Source organism: Clostridium perfringens (assembly GCF_016027375.1).
GTDB classification, from domain to species: domain Bacteria; phylum Bacillota; class Clostridia; order Clostridiales; family Clostridiaceae; genus Sarcina; species Sarcina perfringens.
Window position 1 is genome coordinate 2,536,703 of the sequence record NZ_CP065681.1, and the last position, 18,971, is coordinate 2,555,673.

Consider the following 18,971-nt stretch of genomic DNA (forward strand, 5'->3'; position numbering starts at 1 on the left):
AAACACCACATCGTGTTATTTTTAATATACTCTTTTTAAAAAAACTTGTCAATAAAACTTAATTCTCTTTTTTAAGTTTCTTTAATTTTAGATTTTTATAAATATAATATGAAAAAATAGCTATTACTATTATAATTATTAATGCTATTGAATAATGTCTTAAAGCTTTTTCTATAAATGATTTATTATCATATGCAAAATATCCTAATAGAAGATAGAAACTATCCATTATTGTTATACCTAAAGCTGAAAATATAACAAACATAATTTTATTAACCTTCTCAGCTCCTGCAAAAAGTGATATATATGTTCTTGTAAATGGTAATAATCTAGCTAGGAAAACTGTTATTTTGCCATACCTAGAAAATAACCTATCTATTTTTTCAAATATAGATTTACTTTTTTTATGCTTTCTCTTAGCAAATGAAATTACTTTTTCTCCTGCATACATTCCCACTGAATAGCTTATTAGGGGCCAACTACGCCTCCTATAACGGATATTGGCAAAGCATATATCATGCTATATTTACCACTTGCTACACTAGCACCTATTGCAGGTAATACAATTTCACTTGGAAATGGCAAACAAGCATATTCAAGCATGTTTAATATAAATATTCCTACGTATCCACAAGTGCTAGCCAAATAAACTATAAAGCTAACAAAGCTCTCTAAAAACCCCATAAACTATTTTCCTTCCCATCTGTTGTATTAATTTATAAACTAATTCTTAAATATGTATTTTTACATATAAATAATCAATATTTTTTAAGTTATTATTTATGATCATACTACATAAATAATAATAACAAATTATTCTTTTTAATTTATTACTAAAAAGTTTCTTATTTCTGAAAACATTTTCTTGCATTTTTAAAAACATTGTATTATAATTAATGTAAAGGTTTTATCGATGAAACCCTCTTTTCTTACTTTATCATCGATAAAAGCAATTATTTTTTCATTTTTAATGCACTTTTGTGTTATTTACGTATTATTGAATGTGATTAAAAAAGACAAATACTAAAAGTATTTGTCTTTTTTATTTTAGTTATATTTTTCTCCAATCATAAACCTCATTTTTAACATCTATTTTATGTCCATTTATTGAGACTATATTATCATTAATCCATTTTACATCAATTAATTTTATCTTATAATCCCAATATATATTTCTTACTTCTCCACTTATATTATTAACCACTTCACATCTTACGGCCCAATCAGGTACTCCTCCAGAACTACATATATAAGAATTAATAGTATATTTTTTGTTTGGAGATTTATACTCTTCTTGAAAGCTTCCTATGGGTAATTTCTCCATAGTAACATTATTGCATTTAATTTCATTGTAATAATACTTAAATGTAGAAATCCAAATTGCTATTAATGTAGCAATTGTAAGTAAAAATGTAAATAGAATAACCCTTTTATTGAACTTACACTTTTTCTCTAAACTTCTTTGGTCCACTTAATCGCTCCTTTAAAATGTCTATATATTTATAAAATTTAACAAAAACCTGTTTTAATACAAGTTTTAGTTTATTTTTAAATTACTATATTAAATATTTTTATTATAATGCTCCTTATATACATTTAAGAAATTTTCTAATATTCTAGCTGTCATTCCCCAAATCACAAAATTATTATATTTGTAGAACATAACTTTGTATCTTCCATCTCTAAATTTATAATCTTTACCACCTATTATATTATGAAAAGGAAAATCCTCCTTTGGCATATTTATAATTTTGCTGTAGGTAATTTCAGGTTCATAATTTAATAAATATTTTAAAGGAACTAATAATATATGAGATACTTCTTCTTTGTTAATTGAAATGAGATTTTTTATATCTTCTTTTTGATTTTTTTCAACTCCTAAAAAAGGATAAATTAATATGTTGTTAGGTGAAACATAAAAATCTAATTGGCTTATGATTTCCAAATTTTCTTCTCCTAAACCAATTTCCTCAAAGCATTCTCTTAAAGCAGCTTCTTTAGGAGTCTCTCCTTCTTCTATGGCACCACCTGGGAAACATATTTCTCCTGGATTACTATTTAATTTATTGTTTCTTATTTCAAAAATAATATTATCTTCTCCATCTATATTTACAACTGGGATTAAAACAGAACATCTTTTCATGTCCTCTTCCCCATTTATTCCTATTCTATAATCTCTAAAGATATCTTTTATATTCTCAATATTATTCATAATATAATTCACCTCTTAATACCACTAATGTATTTTCAATACTTATTATCAATATTATAAAATTAAATTTATTTTTATTACATTGAGTTTTGTTATTTTATTTATTGGTTTAAGAAACTTCATAATAAACTTAACTATAAAATTAACTCTATTAATCTAACTTCAATTATTTTATCATAATATGATAAAATCACAATATGATTTTAATGTTTACATTAAAATATATAAATTTTATTTTACATAATATTATAAATAATAAGATTTAACTACTTTGATAATAATATAAAGTATATAAATCTTATAAGAAAGGTATAAACATTATGAGTGAAAAATTTAATCCTGATAACTTAGAAAAACTTAATAATCCAGAAAGATTAAACTTAATAGATTTAAGAGAACTTTTAAAAATTTTAGACTTAAATAATTGTCCAAAAATTGCTGATGTGGGAGCAGGCACTGGACTATTTTCACGTGCATTTTTAGAAAAGATTCCTAATTGCACCTTGTATGCCCTTGATATTTCAGATGAGTTTCTAAACTATATGGATATAAATCTTCAAGACTATTATGGTGATAGATTAAAAATTGGAAAGATGCAAGAAACTCATATTCCATTAAAAGATAACTCTATTGACTTAATAGTAATGATAAACCTTCACCATGAGCTATTATCTCCTAAGGAGCTTTTAAAAGATGCTTATAGAGTATTAAAAGAAGAGGGGAAAATTTTTATTGCTGATTGGAAAGAAGGTATGCATAAAGGGGCCTTAAGTAAGGATTCTATTATATCAGATATGAAAGAAGTTGCCTTTTCTCCTATTGAAGAGGTATTACTTTCAAATGAACTTATTTGTCTAATAGGAGAAAGATAAAAAAAAAGAGCCTTCCTTTAACCGCTCTGGAAGGCTAAAAATAAATTATATAACTAAATCTATACATATATAAACCAATATCTTAATACGTTTACATTATAATTCTAATTTTAGACCAAATCAAGCTTTTTTCAAAAAATAGTTATTTTTATCCATAATAAAGAGGAAAACTTTAAATATAATATTTCTCTCCCTCTTAAATTTATTGATTATAAAGAATCTTAGAAATAATATTTAATATTTTTTAAGATTCTTTTTTATGTATATTTTTCTTATAGCTGTCAATAATCTCAGTATAAATTCATATTAGGAGGGCTATTAAATGAATAAAAAAAATATTTTAGTACTTGTAGGATCATTGACATGTGTAGCTTTATTAGGTTATTTTACATATTCAACGGTTTCTACATTAATGAAATCTAAATCCGTTTCTCAAGAGGTTACTGTTACTGAAGATACCTCCTCTGAGAATAAAGATAAAAACTCACAAGATGACTTAAGTGAAAGATTAAAAGAAACTGACCAAAAGAAGGAAAAAAATAAAAACAATACTGATGAAAAGAAATCAGAAAAAACTGCTAATAGTTCAGAAAATAAATCTGCTAATGATAAATCAAATAATTCTACTAATGAAAACAAAAAAAATACTTCTGATAAAAATACTAATTCAAAAGAAACATTAAATAATGATAAAAACAAATCTGAAAACTCTAAATCAGAAAGTAAAAATACAATAAGCTACTCTTCTTACTTGAAAGATTTAGAAACAGAAAAATATACTCTTAAAGAGGATGAAAAATTAAGTGACGTGGCTAAAAAGTTTAAGGATACTTGTACTGTTAATTCTAGTTTGAATATTATAAAATCTCTCAATCAAATAAGCAATACTTCATCACTAGAATCAGGGGATATAGTATTAGTTCCTGTTAACGCTTTTCAAGATGGGAAAAAATACTCTGTAAAAGAAGGGGATACTTGGTATAGCATAGCTAGAAAATACTATCCTAATTATAATCATGAGGTAGTTATAGATTTTCTTATGGATATCAACCCATTTAAAAATGATATTCTTCCATTAGGTGAAGATATATTCTTACCTAATATTTAAATATCTTACCACTTAAATATATAATAAAAATCTTAACCTTCTTAAAAATAAGGTTAAGATTTTTAAATTTATTTTTATATATAAAGTTAAGGTTAATTTTATTTAACTCTAGCTTATATATTCTATAACTATTAAACTCTAATTTGTTTTTATTTAATTAATTTTATGATATTTGCTCTTACTTATTATTGTCCATAAAATTCCTATTAATATTAACTCTATAAGGATAAAGATATATACTCCATAATTAAGTCTATTAATTATATAATGAACTACTCCAAATATTCCACTTAGCATAAAAATAAATAAGGTTATTCCTAAATCATCCATCTTTTCACCATCTTTAAAACTAACTGAAAATGGAAGATGTTTATCCATCAACTTAACTGTTATTAGATTTAGAATAATTATTACAAATAATATAGCTATAATTTGAGGAATAATCCTTAGTCCAAATACCCATAAATATACTAAAGCCAATACTATATATACAGGCAGAATCATTTTATAAAACACACCTTTATATACCCCTTTAAATATTGAAGCCATATCATCTATAGGAACAGCTTTATAAACCCAAGATGCTTTAAACTGATCTGAATATTTAACCATAAGGATTACAGGAGTCAACATAAATATACATATATACAATGTGAAAAACTCATTTGAACTAGCCATATGATTTTTCCAATCTGCAAAACTTTCATAACTTCTAATAAAGTTAAATAAGAATATGAAAGGGAAAACTAAGGACATAGCTATATTGGGATATGTTTTTAACTTAAAGTTTCTCTCACTTTTTATTATATTTACAGTAAAATTAAAGAAACTTTTCTCAGTATTACTTCTACACACCAAATTTCCAATCTTAAAGGAAAATGGAATTCTATCTTTACCTTTATAAGTATTATCATTTAATTTTTGAATATAATCTTCAAACTTTTTAGCTATTTTAAAATAAATAAGTATTGATAATATTGGTGACAAAATTGCTAACCCTGTAAATATTATTAATGTTCTATCTATTACTCCACTTTCTATTATTTCAAGAGGTGCAGCAAACCATAAAGGAGCTATAAATCCTTGCCACCAACTTGTTATGGTAAATCTACTACCTACATCTAAAATATCAAAAAGTCTTCCTACAAGTTGATACATAATCATTATTCCAACAGTAAGAACTATTTGAACTACATTTATTATGTCTTTAAGCTTTTCTCCATTAAAAAACTTAAGAACTAAATAATAAATAAATGCTGTTATAAGTATCATAAATAAATTAATAAGTATAATCTCAATTATAAAAACAAGAGTAAATAATATACCATGTCTTAAAGAAACAAGTATTCCTACTCCCCCATAAGCTAAACTTAGCTTAGTCATATAAATCAAAATATTAGTAATCTTAGCTGCATTTATAGTTTTAGAACTTACACCAGTAATTCCAAGTAGATTTTTATCCCTAACATCTAAAAGAACATAAGCAAAATCAGCTATAAAGCTACTACCTATTACAAACATAAAAAATCCAAAATAAACAGCCATTTGAAGCATTATATTTTGCTTAATAATTATAAGCATAGACATAAAAGCTCCCATTACTCCATAAAGAATTAATGCCTTGCCAAAACTATTATCTTTCTCATCACTACTTTTATTATTCATGTTTATTGTAGGTTCTCTTCTTTTGTCCATTGTAAGCTTAGTCTCTAATATTAATCTCATCATTTCATAATCAACACCAAGCTTTTCATAAAATCCCCTTAATCTATGAACTACAGCTAAAGATTTATCCTTTTTCATAAACTACACCCCTTTATAAGTGCAGTAAATTCCTCTGCTAATCTTTTATGATCATTAAAACCAGTTAAGTCATTAAATATTTCTTCTAAGGATTCTTCATTAGAATTTTTCTTAAGCTCTTCAAAACTACCATCAGCAGCAACTACTCCATTGTTTAAAAGAATTATTCTATGACTTATTTTCTCAACAACATCAATTATATGTGATGAATAGAATATGGTTTTCCCATTTCTAGCTAGCTCAGATAATATTTCCTTTATAACCATAACACTATTTGCATCTAAGCCATTTAAAGGTTCATCTAAAAATAATATATCTGGATTATGTATAAGACTTGATATTAAAAGAACTTTCTGTCTCATTCCCTTAGAAAAGCTTGAAATTCTTGAATTATAAACATCTTCTATGCCTAATATCTTCATAAGCTGCTTACTTTTATATAAAACATCTTTATATTCCATACCATATAATTGTCCCATAAAAGTTAAATATTCCTTAGCAGTTAAAGTATCATATATGTCTGCCATTTCCGGAACATATCCTATCTTTCTTTTATAACTTCCATCACTCTTTAAAATATTTTCTCCAAAAATTTCAACTGTTCCTGTATAGCCACTTATAATTCCTAACATTATTTTTACTGTTGTACTTTTTCCAGCACCATTTGTTCCAATATAGCCTATTATTTCTCCCTTGTGTATATCTAAATTTATTCCTTTTAAAACCTCTTTTGTTCCAAAATTCATCTTCAAATCTCTTATTTTTATAATTAACTCATTAGAATTTTCTAAAGCCACTAATAATTCCCCCATTTTATAATTTTTGTCCCTAAAAACCCTTACTAATTATCCACCTTATTTTAAAATTATTTTTCTTCTAGCTCTCTCATATAGTTAGCTAATTTTTCAGAAGTTTCTTTTATACCTTCTTCTCTTTTCTTCTCATCCTCTTGTTCTTGTAACTTTCTCATTTCATCTGCAACAATTTCAGAAGATTCTTTAAGAATCTTATTTCTAGCCTCTTTGTTACTTGTGTAATTATCAATATTTTTCATCTTCTTATCCTCTTTTCTAAGATTATTTAATATAAAACCAAACCTATTAAGTAATTTATTAATGAAGTTTTTTAAAAGAAATTTTAAAATTCTTTTTTCAATTTCAAAGCCTATTTAAATACACCAAAACCCTATCAAACAAATAACTTTTCAAGTAAAATTTTACATTATAGCATTATTTTACACTACCATTCTTATTCACACAATATTAATATTACATTAAATTATTTACAATTTTTAGCAATATATAAACTTATAGTTATCTTCTAATAAGTTTTTTAATACTATATATTGAATTGTACTTTAACTTATGATATGATTTATCTAACAATTTAGTTGGTTGATTTTTCAATTTATTATTTTATTAACTAAGTTTATATTTAGAATATATTTTAATTTAAAATATAAATATAAAAATACTTTCAGGAGGTATAAATTATGTTAGTATTAACAACTGAAACAATACCAGGCAAAGGAATAAAAGAAGTTAAAGGACTTGTTAAAGGAAGTACTGTAAGATGTAAAAATATAGGTAAGGATATCGCTTCAAGTTTTAAAAACTTAGTTGGTGGTGAAATGAATTCTTATACAGAAATGCTTACAGAGGCTAGACAAATTGCTATAGGAAGAATGGTAGATGAAGCTGAATCTTTAGGTGCAAATGCTATTATAGGAATGAGACTTGTTTCTTCTTCTCTTGCTGCAGGGGCTGCTGAAATGGTTGCTTATGGTACAGCAGTTATTTATGAAGATGCCTAGATAGGAAGTGTTTTTATGATTATATTAGGAATTATTGCCTTGTTTTATGGCTCTATAATCCTAGGCTCTATAATTTTAATTATTTGGACAATTAGAAGTAGAATTAAAGAAAAAAAACGTGAAAAAATTGATCACGAAAAATATAAAAAATATTAATTTTAATTTAGTGTATAATTATATTTTTGTTTAATACTGATTTTATATGTTTCTTAAGATCATATTTAATATAAGAAAAATTTCTATTAATAAATAGCTGTATCAAAATTAAAACTTATTTTGATACAGCTACTATATTATAAAATAATTTTATTTCTTTTTAATTACTTTTTCTTTTTAATAGTTACTCCTCCAAGTGTAGCCAAAGCTGCACCTACTAGCATTAACTCACCTGCTCCTAAAGGTGATCCAGTGTTTGGAAGATTTCCATTCTCATCCTTATTGTCTTCATTTTCATTCTTATCTCCAGAGTCTTCTTTGTCTTCTTCACCTTCAGAACCATTTTCTCCACCTTCTGGTTTACTTGGCTTATTCTCTTCTTCTTTATTTGGCTCTGAATCAATAAAGTTATTTATTTTATTTGTTAAATCCTCATATGCTCTTACAATCTCATCATCTGAAGCTTTATTATTTAATAAATTCTCAATATTTTTTAATGCTTCTTCTAACTGAGTTCTTTCTTTATTTTCTTTATCTTTATGCTCAACTAAAACATCTTTTCCACGCTGAATTTCATTTTTAATATCTTCAATTATAGAATCTAAAGATACAAAGGTAGGTTTTACTTCAAAGATTTCCACCTTTCCAGCATCTTTTTCCCACACTAACTTTACAGATACTAATTGTCTTGGATTCTTAAGAACAAGCTCATTTAATCCCTTATCTAACACTCCAAGGTCTAAAGTTTCTCCATTTACAGTCTTTCCAATAACTTTCGCTCCTGATAAATTATCTGTACTCTGAGCAACTGTAACTTTTGAAATTAATCTCTCATTAAAAATTCTGCGTAGAAGATAGTCTCCACTCTTAATTTCACCTTCTGGTATATATGCAGAATTTAAATTATTATCTCTTATATTCTCACTTCTATCTGTGTAGGTTCCTTCTGAAGTAGCCTTAGTCTCAAATTCTTTTACGGTTGTATTTACAGTAAATTCTCTAACTCTTGACCAACGATCCTTATATCCAGTTGAAATAACTCTAACATATCTAGCTTTTACATCTAAATCTTTTATTAAGGTATCAGTTCCTTCTACAACACCTAACTTTGTCCAATTTTCTCCATCTAAAGAATACTCAATATCTCCATCCATATAATCTCCGCCTGGTCCTTGAACTAAGCTTATATCTCTAATTTTCTTTTCTACCCCAAGATCTAATTGTACAAAGTCACCTTTTTTAATAGTATCTGAGCATACAAAAGATGTGCCATAATCATTATCAGCAACAAAATCAGGATGTATATTTGCATTTGAGCTTATTCTTCTATTTGTTGAAACTATTCCCTTAGAATATCCTTCTAATGAAATCTTAATTTCATTAATATTAGCTTCAGTTTTTTCCTTCGCTCTTATTCTAAAGAACTTTCCTACTAAAGGAGTCTCATCTTTAAAGCTAGTTCCATGACAAACTTCTTCCCACTCTATATTATCAAAGGAACTTTCTAATACAAATTTATTACTTTCTACATCTCCTAAGACTTCAAATCCAATTACATTTTTAACATCATTTATAGCAAGTCCTATAGAATCTCCCTCTTCAAAGGAAATCTTATTTATATTACTTGCAGATATAATTTCATTTTCTCCCTCTGAAGACTTATTAATATTTGAGTCTTTAACTTCTATATTTCCTATTAATTTTTCCTTACTCTTTCCAGTATTAACTTTAAAATCTCTAACATACAACTTATTTTCAGAGTCTGAAAGAGCTCTATATCTTATAAATCTAGCTTTTATTCCTGTTTCAACTAGTAATTCTCTCTCTCCCTTATTAACCTCTAACTCTGTCCAATTTTCTCCATCTAATGAATACTCTATTACTCCATTTGTTAAAACATCTGTATCATTATTATTTCTTCCCATAAGAAGATATATGTCTTTAATCTCTTCAGCTTCACCTAAATCAAATCCTATGAACTCATCCTTTTGTACTGGTGCTGCTGACCAAAAGCCTGTATTATCTTTATCATCAAACATATAATTTGGAACGTGCGTTTCTTCAGAAATAAACCATTCTGAATATTTATGGTCAGCAATATTTCCAATTGATGTATAAGAATATTCCTTGTCCTCTAAAACAGTAGTTTCCTTATTGAAATATTCATTTCCAACTTCATGGACTTTTCTTATAAATGGATCTACCACATTGTTAGCAATTGTAGCTTTTATTCCATCTAAATTTCTAAGAAGTTTTATTCCTTCAAAATTATCACTCCAAAACTCTGACATATCCTTATTTAATATGTCTTGTAATATTTCTATAGATTTAAGTCCAGCATTTCCATAAATCTCAAACTTTGATAAGTGTGAATCTAATTGATTTAATAAAGCTTTATTTTCTAAATTACTTCTTAATTTATTTGGTACCTGAACCATTTTAGAAAACTCATTTTGTAAATTGCTTAACTCTAAACTAATATCAGAACCTGCTTCCCACTTTTCCCATAAGCTATCTATAGTATTTTTAATCTCTGGTGAGTCTGGTCTTCCTGTATCTAATCTAGTTGAATGATTAGCAAAAATCTTAAATTCTTCTTTCATTTCTCCTGCAATAATTTCAATAGCTTTGTCCCATGATTTTTCTGCTTCATATGAAACTGAATTCCATCCATAATCAGCTCCTGTTAATGTAGAAATCTTTGATGCATCAGAAAATCTCATAGGATTAACTATAAATCCTGACACTTCCTCATCTAAATTTCTATCTAAATCATATATTGGTCCTAAAGCCATTTTATCCTCTTTATAATCATTAACAGGATAATTCCACCATAACATCATTTTTCTATTGTATACATTTGAAACCTTCTTTGCATCCTCTAAGCTAACTCCATTTGGAGGAATAACATCATTTCCTGTCCACATTACTTCAATATCCTTATCTAAAGTTTCTGCAAACTCTTTAGTATAAGTCTTTACCTCTTCCCCATTAAACATTGAGCTTCCCCAATATTCTACTGGAACAGTTATTAATGGCTTAACCCCTTCTTTATTTTTTATAAATTCTTTATTAAATCTATTTAAAACTTCTGCTTGTTGAACTCCACTACGATTTTCTATATCGTCCCAAAGAATTGCAAAGCTTCTAACTCCCATATCATATAGAGTCTCCGCTTTATTTATTAAAGCTTTAAAATCTGCTTCTCCCTCTTCTCCCTCAAACTTTATATCTAAACCTGGTGATATTGCAAAAACAAAATCAACCTTATTTTCATTAGCTGTTTTTATAAGTTCTTTCATTCTATCTAATTCAGAAGCTGGATACGGCTCTCTCCACTTTTCTCTATGATATGGATCTGACTTTGGAGCGTATATATAAGCATTCATTTTATATTCTCCATACATTTTTATTTGATCCAATCTTTCCTCTTGAGACCATGGTGTTCCATAGAAACCTTCAACTACAGCTCTCATTTTAAAACTCGGCTCATCTTTTATAACAACTTCATCTAAGATAACCTTATTATCTTCCTTTTTAATTAATTGCTTTAAACTTTTTACCCCATAAAAAGTTCCTGTTTCATCATTTCCTCTTATAACTATTTTATTTCCCTCTGTATTTTCATCAGTTACTAATACATAGCCCTCATCTTTGCTTATTGAAGATGTGTCTACATTCATTTCTTCTAATGTATTTTCCATCTCTTCAATATTGTCATCGCTCTCTCCTATATAAATAGTAGTAGCCCCCTCAATTTCTGATTCATTAATTTTTATGCCAAATTCAGTTAACATATTTTTCAAAAGTTCAAAGGCATATGTATCTGCTAAATCTCCTCCAACTATATTAACTGAATCTTCTAAGGTAAATTCACTATTTCCTACAGACATATCCTTAGGAGTTGGATATATGCTTATATCTTTAGTAATATCATTATTCTTAATCTCATTTTTTAATCCCTCATCAGCTTTTACCGATACACTTATACCTAGGTTTAAAGCCATAACAGATGCTAAACACATAGTTAACCTTTTTCTAAAATCCCTTTTAATCATAAAAATCCCCCAATATTTCATTTAATATTTAATTGTATCAAATCCTTTAAAAGTCTTTTTATTCTTTATTTTCCATTTAATACATTTTTATGATATCATACGACACTATGTTTTAAAATCGTTTTCAAATTAATTAAACAAAAGTTAACAGTATTAATAAATTTCTATTTAATGAACAAACTAATAAAAAATAGAAAGGGTGATTATATGAACCTATTTAAAAGATTTTATATAAGTTTATTTACTCCTAAAAGATATAAAGAACTTATTAAAACTTCTGGAATAAGCACTTTCTTTTATTTACTTATTTTATCTCTTTTATTAGGACTTTTAGCTTTTAGTAGAAATTACACTGAACTTAATAGATTTTTAATTTCTAGAAAATCTGCCTTTGAAGACAAAATTCCTCCCTTTGAAATTAAGGATGGAGTTTTAGACCTAAAAGATTCTAACTTTGTAGTTTTTCAAGAAGAAAATTGGACCTTTGTACTAAATGATAAGGAACCTGCAAAAGACTTATTAAAGGATTATGAATCAGGAATTGCCTTTGGAAATGAATCTTTAATAATTAAATATAACAATAATAAAATTACTGAAGCTAATTATTCAAATATGAATCTATCTTTAAATGATAATGACTTAAAAAATTATATAAATAGTTTAGAGAGAACCTTTGGAAATACATATTTATCCTTAATGGTTATTATATTTATTGCTTTCTCATACATTATAACCTTAATATTAGCTATAATAACTAAAATTCTATGTAGTATAAGAAATAATCCTATTGGATTTTTGGAAATAATAAAACTAAGTACTTATGGAATAACTCCATGCTTAGTATTATTAGCATTACTAAATTTATTAAGCTTAAATATGCTCATTACTCTTCCCCTAAGCTTTTTAGTATCAATAATATATGTTTACTTTGGAATAAATTATTTAAATAAAAATACTTTTTAAATATTATAAATAGATTCTATTTTAAATATTTATTATTATATAAATATTTAAACCCTAATTGTATATCGATGTGTTCTCCTATATCTATATAAAAAACAAAAGTTTAAAACTTTAATCTAAAAAATAACAAGGTGATTGATAAAAAATTATAAAACTTATAATTTTTTTATACAACCACCTTATTATTTTACCTTAAATTAATACAACTATAGTCTCAATATTTAATTAATATTTAAATAAATATATCAAAGTTATTACTTATTATTATCTGCTAAAAATTCATTGGCATATCTTACAACACCACTTATATTTTTTAAAGCTTCTTCATTTAATTCTATTGCCATAAAGTTTTCTTCTGGCACTTCAAAAGGAGCTTTTATTCCAAAATCTCCAGCTTTTTTAAATCCAAATTTAGGATAGTATTTATCATGTCCTAAAACTATTATTGAATCATATCCAAGTTCCTTAGCCATTCTCATACCTTCTCTTATAAGCTCTCCTCCAATTCCAATACCTTGATATTTAGGTAATACTGAAACTGGTGCTAAGGCTAAAGTTTCATATTTTTCTGTTTCATTTTCTATATTAGCTTTAGTTAATAATATGTGTCCTACTATTTCCCCTTCTCTTTCAGCAACTAAAGATAAACCATCAATAAAGTTTTCTCCCTTTCTAAGTTTGCTAACTAAAACATGTTCCATATGATCACTGTACTCAGCATCTTTAAAGGCTTCTTCTACTAAAAGCTCTACTGTTTTATGATCTTGTTCTAACTCTTTTCTAACAATTACTTTCATAACTATAACATCCTTTCTCATATGTTTTATTCTTAAATTTAAAAATTAAGATATATTTTATGTAAAATAATTACTTTTAAATTTAAGAACCATCTATGTATTTGCTTTCATTTATAGTATTTCAAATAAAAATAAATTTATATATATTAACCATTTATTCATTTGAAGTTTTCTTACTATTAACAACAATATTTTAACCTTTCGGAAAACCTTGTAAAAATGAACACTTTAAAGAAAAACAGATGACCACAGAGGCTATTTATTTCTATTAAAGAATTACCTCTTTAATCCTTATTACTCTTATTTTATATAGTTTGCTCTTAATATTTATTGAGATTATAATTAAAATATACAGTAATTTACTATAAAATATAATTTAAAATTCATAATTTTTTATTTCTATATAGTAGACATATGAGGTCTGCTATTTTCTTTATAGCTAAATTACCTTAATTTTAGGAGATATTATTTATTTAATAAAAATATAATCAAATATAGTCTAATATGACATAATATAATCACAAAAGGAAGTGATTATATGAGCAAACATTATAAACCTAAAGAATTTGCAGAATTATTAAATGTATCAGTTATTACATTGAAAAGATGGGATAAGGATGGAAAATTAAAAGCATTTAGAACTACTACAAATAGAAGGTACTACACTTATGAACAGTATCTTTAGTATATAGGAATAGGTAAAGAAACAGATAGTAGAAAAATAGTTATTTATACACAAGTTTCAACTTCTAACCTAAAATGTGATTTAAAAAATTAAATTGAATTTCTTAATAATATGCTAATGATAAAGGAATAATATTAGATGAAGTTATTAAGGTTTTAAGAAAAAGGTTAGAGAGGATGAAGAAGTTGAAAAGGGCATACAAGATGGAGATTAATCCTACTGATAAGCAAAAATCTAAAATACACCGAACTATTGGTGTATCAAGATTTATATATAATTTCTACATTGCTCGTAATAAAGAAATTTACGAGAGAGAAGGAAAGTTTGTTAGTGGAATGGATTTTTCAAAATGGTTAAATAATGAATATATTCCTAATAATCAAGAAATGAAGTGGATTAAAGAAGTATCTTCAAAAGCTACTAAACAAGCTATTATGAATGGAGATAAATCTTTTAGAGATTTCTTTAAAAAAGCTAAAGGCTTTCCAAAATTTAAAAAAAAGAAAAATCAAGATGTAAAAGCTTATTTTCCTAAGAATAATAAGACTGATTGGACTATTGAAAGACATAGAGTCAAAATACCAACACTTGGATGGGTAAGACTAAAAGAGTTTGGATATATACCAACTAATTCAATAGTTAAAAGTGGTACAGTAAGTCAAAAAGCTGATAGATATTATGTATCTATACTTGTTGAAGAAAGAGATATAGAAATATCTAATGGCAATACAGGTATAAAAATATTTAATCACAATAATGAAGGCGTAGGAATTGATCTAGGTATTAAGGAATTTGCTGTATGTAGTGATGGAATTAAGTTTAAAAATATAAATAAAATATCTACTATTAAAAAAATAGAAAAGAAATTAAAAAGAGAACAAAGAAAACTTTCAAGGAAATATGAAAGTTTAAAAATAAGAAATAAAAATATAAAAGAAGGGAGAGCTACTCGTCAAAATATTCAAAAACAAATAGTCAAAGTACAAAAACTTCATCAGAGATTAACAAATATACGAACTGATTATATAAATAAAACAGTATTTTCAATTATAAAGCAAAAACCAAGCTATATAACAATTGAAGATTTAAATGTTAAAGGAATGATGAAGAACAAGCATTTATCTAAAGCTATTGCAAGTCAGAAGTTCTTTGAATTTAAAACTAAGTTAACAGTTAAATGCAAAGAAAATCATATAGAACTTAGAATAGTGGATAGATTTTATCCATCATCAAAGACTTGTAGTCAATGTGGAAAGGTTAAGAAAGATTTAAAACTATCAGATAGAATTTATAAATGCGATTGCGGATTTACTATTGATAGAGATTTAAACGCAAGTATTAATCTTAAAAATGCTAAAGAATATAAGATAGCTTAAAATCAAAAGCACTTATATATGTACGGAGGGCTAATTTCGGAATTTAAGCCTTTGGAGAGCCATACAAAATCGTAGTAGCTTAGGCAAGGCGAGGCTTTATGAAGAAGGAAAATTCTCAATATGGATATGTTTGACCATATTTTGAGTAGCAGAGTGATATTTTGGAATCGAAAAAGAAGATCTTGAGAAGTGTTTTATTAATAGCACTAGGTTCAAGTATCTTAGCCTTTGGTAGCTATAACTTTAACTATCAAAATAATGTAACAGAAGGTGGAGTCTTAGGCTTATTACTTTTAGTAAAAAATGTTTTTGATATATCTCCATCTATAACAAACTTAATAATTGATTTTTCATTATTTGCAATAGGTTCTAAATTCTTTGGCAAAAAATTCTTAGCATGTTCAATATTTGCAACTTTTTGCTTCTCAGTATCCTATAGATTATGGGAAAGCATAGGATTTTTAACACCTAACTTTACTAATAATATGCTAGTTGCTAGTGTTTTAGCAGGTATTGGAGTTGGTGTTGGCGCTGGAATAGTATTACGTGGTGGTGGTGCTTCTGGTGGAGATGATGTAATAGCCTTATTAGGTAATAAATTTACTCCTCTTAAGGTACAACATGTCTACATGTTAACAGATGCCATTGTTTTATTAATGTCTTTAGTTTATTTAGACTTTAAGCAAATATTCTTCTCAATAATAGCAGTATGTATAAGTGGTAAACTAATAAGCGTAATTTATGAATATAAAAATGATGGTATTGATACTAAAGATGAAAATAAAGAAGCTGAAGTTTTAGAGAAAAATGGTTCTCTTACAGTTTAATAATATATAGAATTTAAATTAAATAGTAAAAAGAGCATGTATTAATGTTTTAAACTTATTACATGCTCTTTTATATCTTCTATATTAAAATTTAACATATAGTATTATTTTAAATTTTTTAATTTCTATGTGTATTAAAATAATTTTAATTGTCCACTAGAACTTCATTATTTAAAAATTTACTATTTTAACTTTTTTCTCATCATTATTAATTCCTTTGGAATTTCATACCCTCTCTTATTATAAAAGGCTTCAGCTGTGCTTCCTTTCATAGTCCAAAAGTGAATTACTCCTACTTCCTTTTCCATAAGTATATTCTCTAAAGCGTTTAAAAGTTTCTTTCCTGTTCCTTTCCCCTGTGAACTTGAATCCACAAAGAATTCCTTAACACAAAAATGCTCTCCATCATACCATTGCTCTAAATTTCCTAAGATAACACCTTCTATTTTTTCATCATTTCTTAAAACAGCACCCCTAAATCCTGGAGTTAAAACCACATCATTAAGTCTTTTTTTAGCATTTTCAAAATCCCAAGGTTCATTCCATGGTTCCTTACTAAAGGTTTTAACAAAAAGCTCAGCACATTCATTTAAGTCTTCTTTTTTAAACTCATATATATTACTCATAATTCTTATACTCCTATTATTTTAAAATTCAACTAGAATTAAATTAGGAGATGAGTCTCTTCATCCCCTAATTTAATTATTATTCTATAATTTATATATAATATTAAAGATTATATTTTTCTAATATTTCTTTTTTAAACTCTCCATTTTCATAGAAAAGTTCTCCATCTGCATATATTCTTCCACCATTTCTCATGTCACAAAGCATGTCCCAATGAAGTGATGATCTATTTTTACCACCAGCCTCTGGCATAGAATCTCCTATAGCCATATGAACTGTTCCTCCTATTTTCTCATCAAATAGCATATTTCTAGTAAACTTCTTAATTCCATAGTTTGTACCTATAGCTACTTCTCCAAAATGGCTTGCTCCTTCATCAGTTTCTAATAAAGCCTTTAATAAATCTTCTCCTTTTTTAGCTTTATATGAAACAACTTTACCATCTTTAACTTCAAGTTCTATCCCTTCTATTTCCTTTCCTGCATAAATACCTGGGAATGAAAAAGTTATGTGTCCATTTATCTTATTTTCAACTGGTGATGTAAATATTTCACCATCTGGAAAGTTTACTCTACCATCACAATTTATCCACTTTCTTCCCTCTACTGAGACCTTAATATCAGTTCCTTCTGCTAAAATATGAAGTTCTTTTTTAGTATCTAAATATTTAACCCATCTTTCCTGCTCTTTGCTTACTCTATTCCATTCTGCCACAGGATCTTCATGGTCTAAAAGTCCTGCTCCATAAACAAAATCTTCATATTCACTAAAACTCATTGAAGCTTCCTGTGCATCTGCATATGTAGGAAATTGAGTTCCACACCATCTTAAAGAACCATCTCCCATTCTTCCTGAATAGAACTTTCTCCATCCCTTTTCTCCAGCTCTGCTATCTTTTATTTTTTCTGAATCTATATTACTAAAGGCTCTAGTATTTCTAGCTCCCCATGCACTTAACCAAACATCTGCCTTTTCAAGCATAGTTTCCATTATTAAATTCCCTGATAATAATTGATCCTTTGTAGAAAATTTAAGTCTTGCCTCCTTAGCTTCTTCTGATTCTAAAATATACTCAACATGAGCTCCTGCCTTAGTAGCTTCCTTTACTACCTCAGTAAGCCAAGGATTTGCAACCTCATTACAAGATACAAAAACAAAGTCACCTTCCTTAACTCCTGTTGAATAATTTACAAGCAGTTTAGCTAACTTATTTAATCTTTGATCTGCCATATATATCCCTCCTAAACATACAAATTTATATATTTTAATTTCTGAACTCTATTTTAACTTACTATTTTTTTATTAATAACAATAAATTTTTAAAACTAGTTTTCTAATTTTCTCCTAATCTTTTTCTTGCTTTAATATTTAAATTTAAAAAATAAAAATTATAAGTAATAATAATTAAAGGTGCTAAAAGTGCCGTAATATTAGAGTAATTTTTATCATATATATTTTTTAAAAGTAGTATTGCCATTATTATAGAAAGAATAATATTTAATACAAATAATACCTTTATTCTCTTTTTAGATAAAATCTTCCCTTTAGCCAAACCTTTTTCTCTCTCCATAAAATCACCAATTTGTTTCTATCTATTTCATAAGTTTTATCTATTAATTTTATTATACTCCTATAAAAATTTGTAAACTATATAAATATAAAAGAAGGTGGAAG

At 26.4% G+C, this 18,971-nt stretch carries 19 protein-coding genes and 1 pseudogene; 8 read left to right on the forward strand and 12 right to left on the reverse strand.

Going from position 1 to position 18,971, the window contains the following annotated elements; translation table 11 throughout:
- Positions 1-58: 58 nt before the first annotated feature.
- From I6G60_RS15325 to I6G60_RS12005, 4 genes are all read right to left on the reverse strand, one after another.
- Positions 59-451, reverse strand: a complete 393-nt coding sequence (locus I6G60_RS15325) for a DedA family protein (RefSeq protein WP_236906619.1) — start codon at positions 449-451, stop codon at positions 59-61.
- Positions 452-468: 17 nt separating this feature from the next.
- The gene (locus I6G60_RS15330) at positions 469-684 is read right to left on the reverse strand and encodes a DedA family protein (protein ID WP_223932433.1); all 216 of its coding nucleotides are present in this window, start codon (positions 682-684) and stop codon (positions 469-471) included.
- Between the two features lie 367 nt (positions 685-1,051).
- On the reverse strand, positions 1,052-1,471 hold the full coding sequence (locus I6G60_RS12000; RefSeq protein WP_003462194.1) for a DUF5412 family protein: 420 nt from the start codon (positions 1,469-1,471) through the stop codon (positions 1,052-1,054).
- A gap of 90 nt (positions 1,472-1,561) precedes the next feature.
- A complete protein-coding gene (locus tag I6G60_RS12005; protein ID WP_003454037.1) occupies positions 1,562-2,212 on the reverse strand; it encodes an NUDIX hydrolase in 651 nt (216 codons plus the stop codon).
- Between the two features lie 320 nt (positions 2,213-2,532).
- Between I6G60_RS12005 and I6G60_RS12010 the strand changes: the two genes are divergently transcribed.
- Positions 2,533-3,084 carry a class I SAM-dependent methyltransferase gene (locus tag I6G60_RS12010; protein WP_197925389.1) on the forward strand — a complete coding sequence of 184 codons (552 nt, stop codon included), beginning with the start codon at positions 2,533-2,535 and terminating at the stop codon, positions 3,082-3,084.
- A 322-nt stretch (positions 3,085-3,406) separates the two neighbouring features.
- Positions 3,407-4,192, forward strand: coding sequence for a LysM peptidoglycan-binding domain-containing protein (locus tag I6G60_RS12015; protein WP_111693864.1), 786 nt, complete (start codon positions 3,407-3,409; stop codon positions 4,190-4,192).
- 153 nt (positions 4,193-4,345) lie between these two features.
- Here the strand turns inward: I6G60_RS12015 and I6G60_RS12020 are convergent, their stop codons facing one another.
- Genes I6G60_RS12020 through I6G60_RS12030 form a run of 3 tightly spaced genes read right to left on the reverse strand, consistent with a single transcriptional unit; the run spans position 4,346 to position 7,049 of the window.
- On the reverse strand, positions 4,346-5,995 hold the full coding sequence (locus tag I6G60_RS12020; RefSeq protein ID WP_197925391.1) for an ABC transporter permease: 1,650 nt from the start codon (positions 5,993-5,995) through the stop codon (positions 4,346-4,348).
- Positions 5,992-6,807 carry an ABC transporter ATP-binding protein gene (locus tag I6G60_RS12025; RefSeq protein WP_168971547.1) on the reverse strand — a complete coding sequence of 272 codons (816 nt, stop codon included), beginning with the start codon at positions 6,805-6,807 and terminating at the stop codon, positions 5,992-5,994. The genes I6G60_RS12020 and I6G60_RS12025 overlap by 4 nt, the downstream gene beginning before the upstream one ends.
- 53 nt (positions 6,808-6,860) lie before the next feature.
- On the reverse strand, positions 6,861-7,049 hold the full coding sequence (locus I6G60_RS12030; protein WP_003455852.1) for a hypothetical protein: 189 nt from the start codon (positions 7,047-7,049) through the stop codon (positions 6,861-6,863).
- A gap of 438 nt (positions 7,050-7,487) precedes the next feature.
- Between I6G60_RS12030 and I6G60_RS12035 the strand changes: the two genes are divergently transcribed.
- Together I6G60_RS12035 and I6G60_RS12040 are read left to right on the forward strand one after the other, a co-directional pair.
- Positions 7,488-7,808 carry a heavy metal-binding domain-containing protein gene (locus tag I6G60_RS12035; RefSeq protein WP_003453892.1) on the forward strand — a complete coding sequence of 107 codons (321 nt, stop codon included), beginning with the start codon at positions 7,488-7,490 and terminating at the stop codon, positions 7,806-7,808.
- 15 nt (positions 7,809-7,823) lie between these two features.
- Entirely contained in the window at positions 7,824-7,964 is a 141-nt protein-coding gene (locus tag I6G60_RS12040; RefSeq protein ID WP_003461987.1) for a hypothetical protein, read from the forward strand.
- A 164-nt stretch (positions 7,965-8,128) separates the two neighbouring features.
- Here the strand turns inward: I6G60_RS12040 and I6G60_RS12045 are convergent, their stop codons facing one another.
- Positions 8,129-12,022 (reverse strand): beta-N-acetylglucosaminidase domain-containing protein, encoded by a 3,894-nt coding sequence (locus tag I6G60_RS12045; protein WP_197925393.1) that lies wholly within the window; start codon positions 12,020-12,022, stop codon positions 8,129-8,131.
- Between the two features lie 207 nt (positions 12,023-12,229).
- On the opposite strand from I6G60_RS12045, the gene I6G60_RS12050 reads away from it, so the two are divergent.
- On the forward strand, positions 12,230-12,985 hold the full coding sequence (locus I6G60_RS12050) for a DUF1189 domain-containing protein (protein ID WP_025648726.1): 756 nt from the start codon (positions 12,230-12,232) through the stop codon (positions 12,983-12,985).
- 254 nt (positions 12,986-13,239) lie between these two features.
- On the opposite strand, the gene I6G60_RS12055 is transcribed toward I6G60_RS12050, so the two are convergent.
- Positions 13,240-13,782, reverse strand: a complete 543-nt coding sequence (locus tag I6G60_RS12055) for a GNAT family N-acetyltransferase (RefSeq protein ID WP_003454040.1) — start codon at positions 13,780-13,782, stop codon at positions 13,240-13,242.
- 538 nt (positions 13,783-14,320) lie between these two features.
- On the opposite strand from I6G60_RS12055, the pseudogene I6G60_RS15510 reads away from it, so the two are divergent.
- The 3 genes and pseudogenes from I6G60_RS15510 to I6G60_RS12070 all read left to right on the forward strand — a co-directional run.
- A pseudogene (locus tag I6G60_RS15510) lies at positions 14,321-14,619 on the forward strand (MerR family DNA-binding transcriptional regulator); the annotation flags it as partial.
- Between the two features lie 33 nt (positions 14,620-14,652).
- Entirely contained in the window at positions 14,653-15,843 is a 1,191-nt protein-coding gene (locus tag I6G60_RS12065) for an RNA-guided endonuclease InsQ/TnpB family protein (protein ID WP_337250395.1), read from the forward strand.
- A gap of 161 nt (positions 15,844-16,004) precedes the next feature.
- Positions 16,005-16,670 (forward strand): YitT family protein, encoded by a 666-nt coding sequence (locus I6G60_RS12070; RefSeq protein WP_164789757.1) that lies wholly within the window; start codon positions 16,005-16,007, stop codon positions 16,668-16,670.
- Positions 16,671-16,852: 182 nt separating this feature from the next.
- Here the strand turns inward: I6G60_RS12070 and I6G60_RS12075 are convergent, their stop codons facing one another.
- From I6G60_RS12075 to I6G60_RS12085, 3 genes are all read right to left on the reverse strand, one after another.
- Positions 16,853-17,296, reverse strand: a complete 444-nt coding sequence (locus tag I6G60_RS12075; protein WP_003474296.1) for a GNAT family N-acetyltransferase — start codon at positions 17,294-17,296, stop codon at positions 16,853-16,855.
- 103 nt (positions 17,297-17,399) lie between these two features.
- On the reverse strand, positions 17,400-18,527 hold the full coding sequence (locus I6G60_RS12080) for an aminopeptidase (protein WP_003474376.1): 1,128 nt from the start codon (positions 18,525-18,527) through the stop codon (positions 17,400-17,402).
- Positions 18,528-18,630: 103 nt separating this feature from the next.
- Complete coding sequence (locus I6G60_RS12085) at positions 18,631-18,867, reverse strand: hypothetical protein (RefSeq protein WP_049039841.1); 237 nt, start codon at positions 18,865-18,867, stop codon at positions 18,631-18,633.
- Positions 18,868-18,971 lie beyond the last annotated feature (104 nt).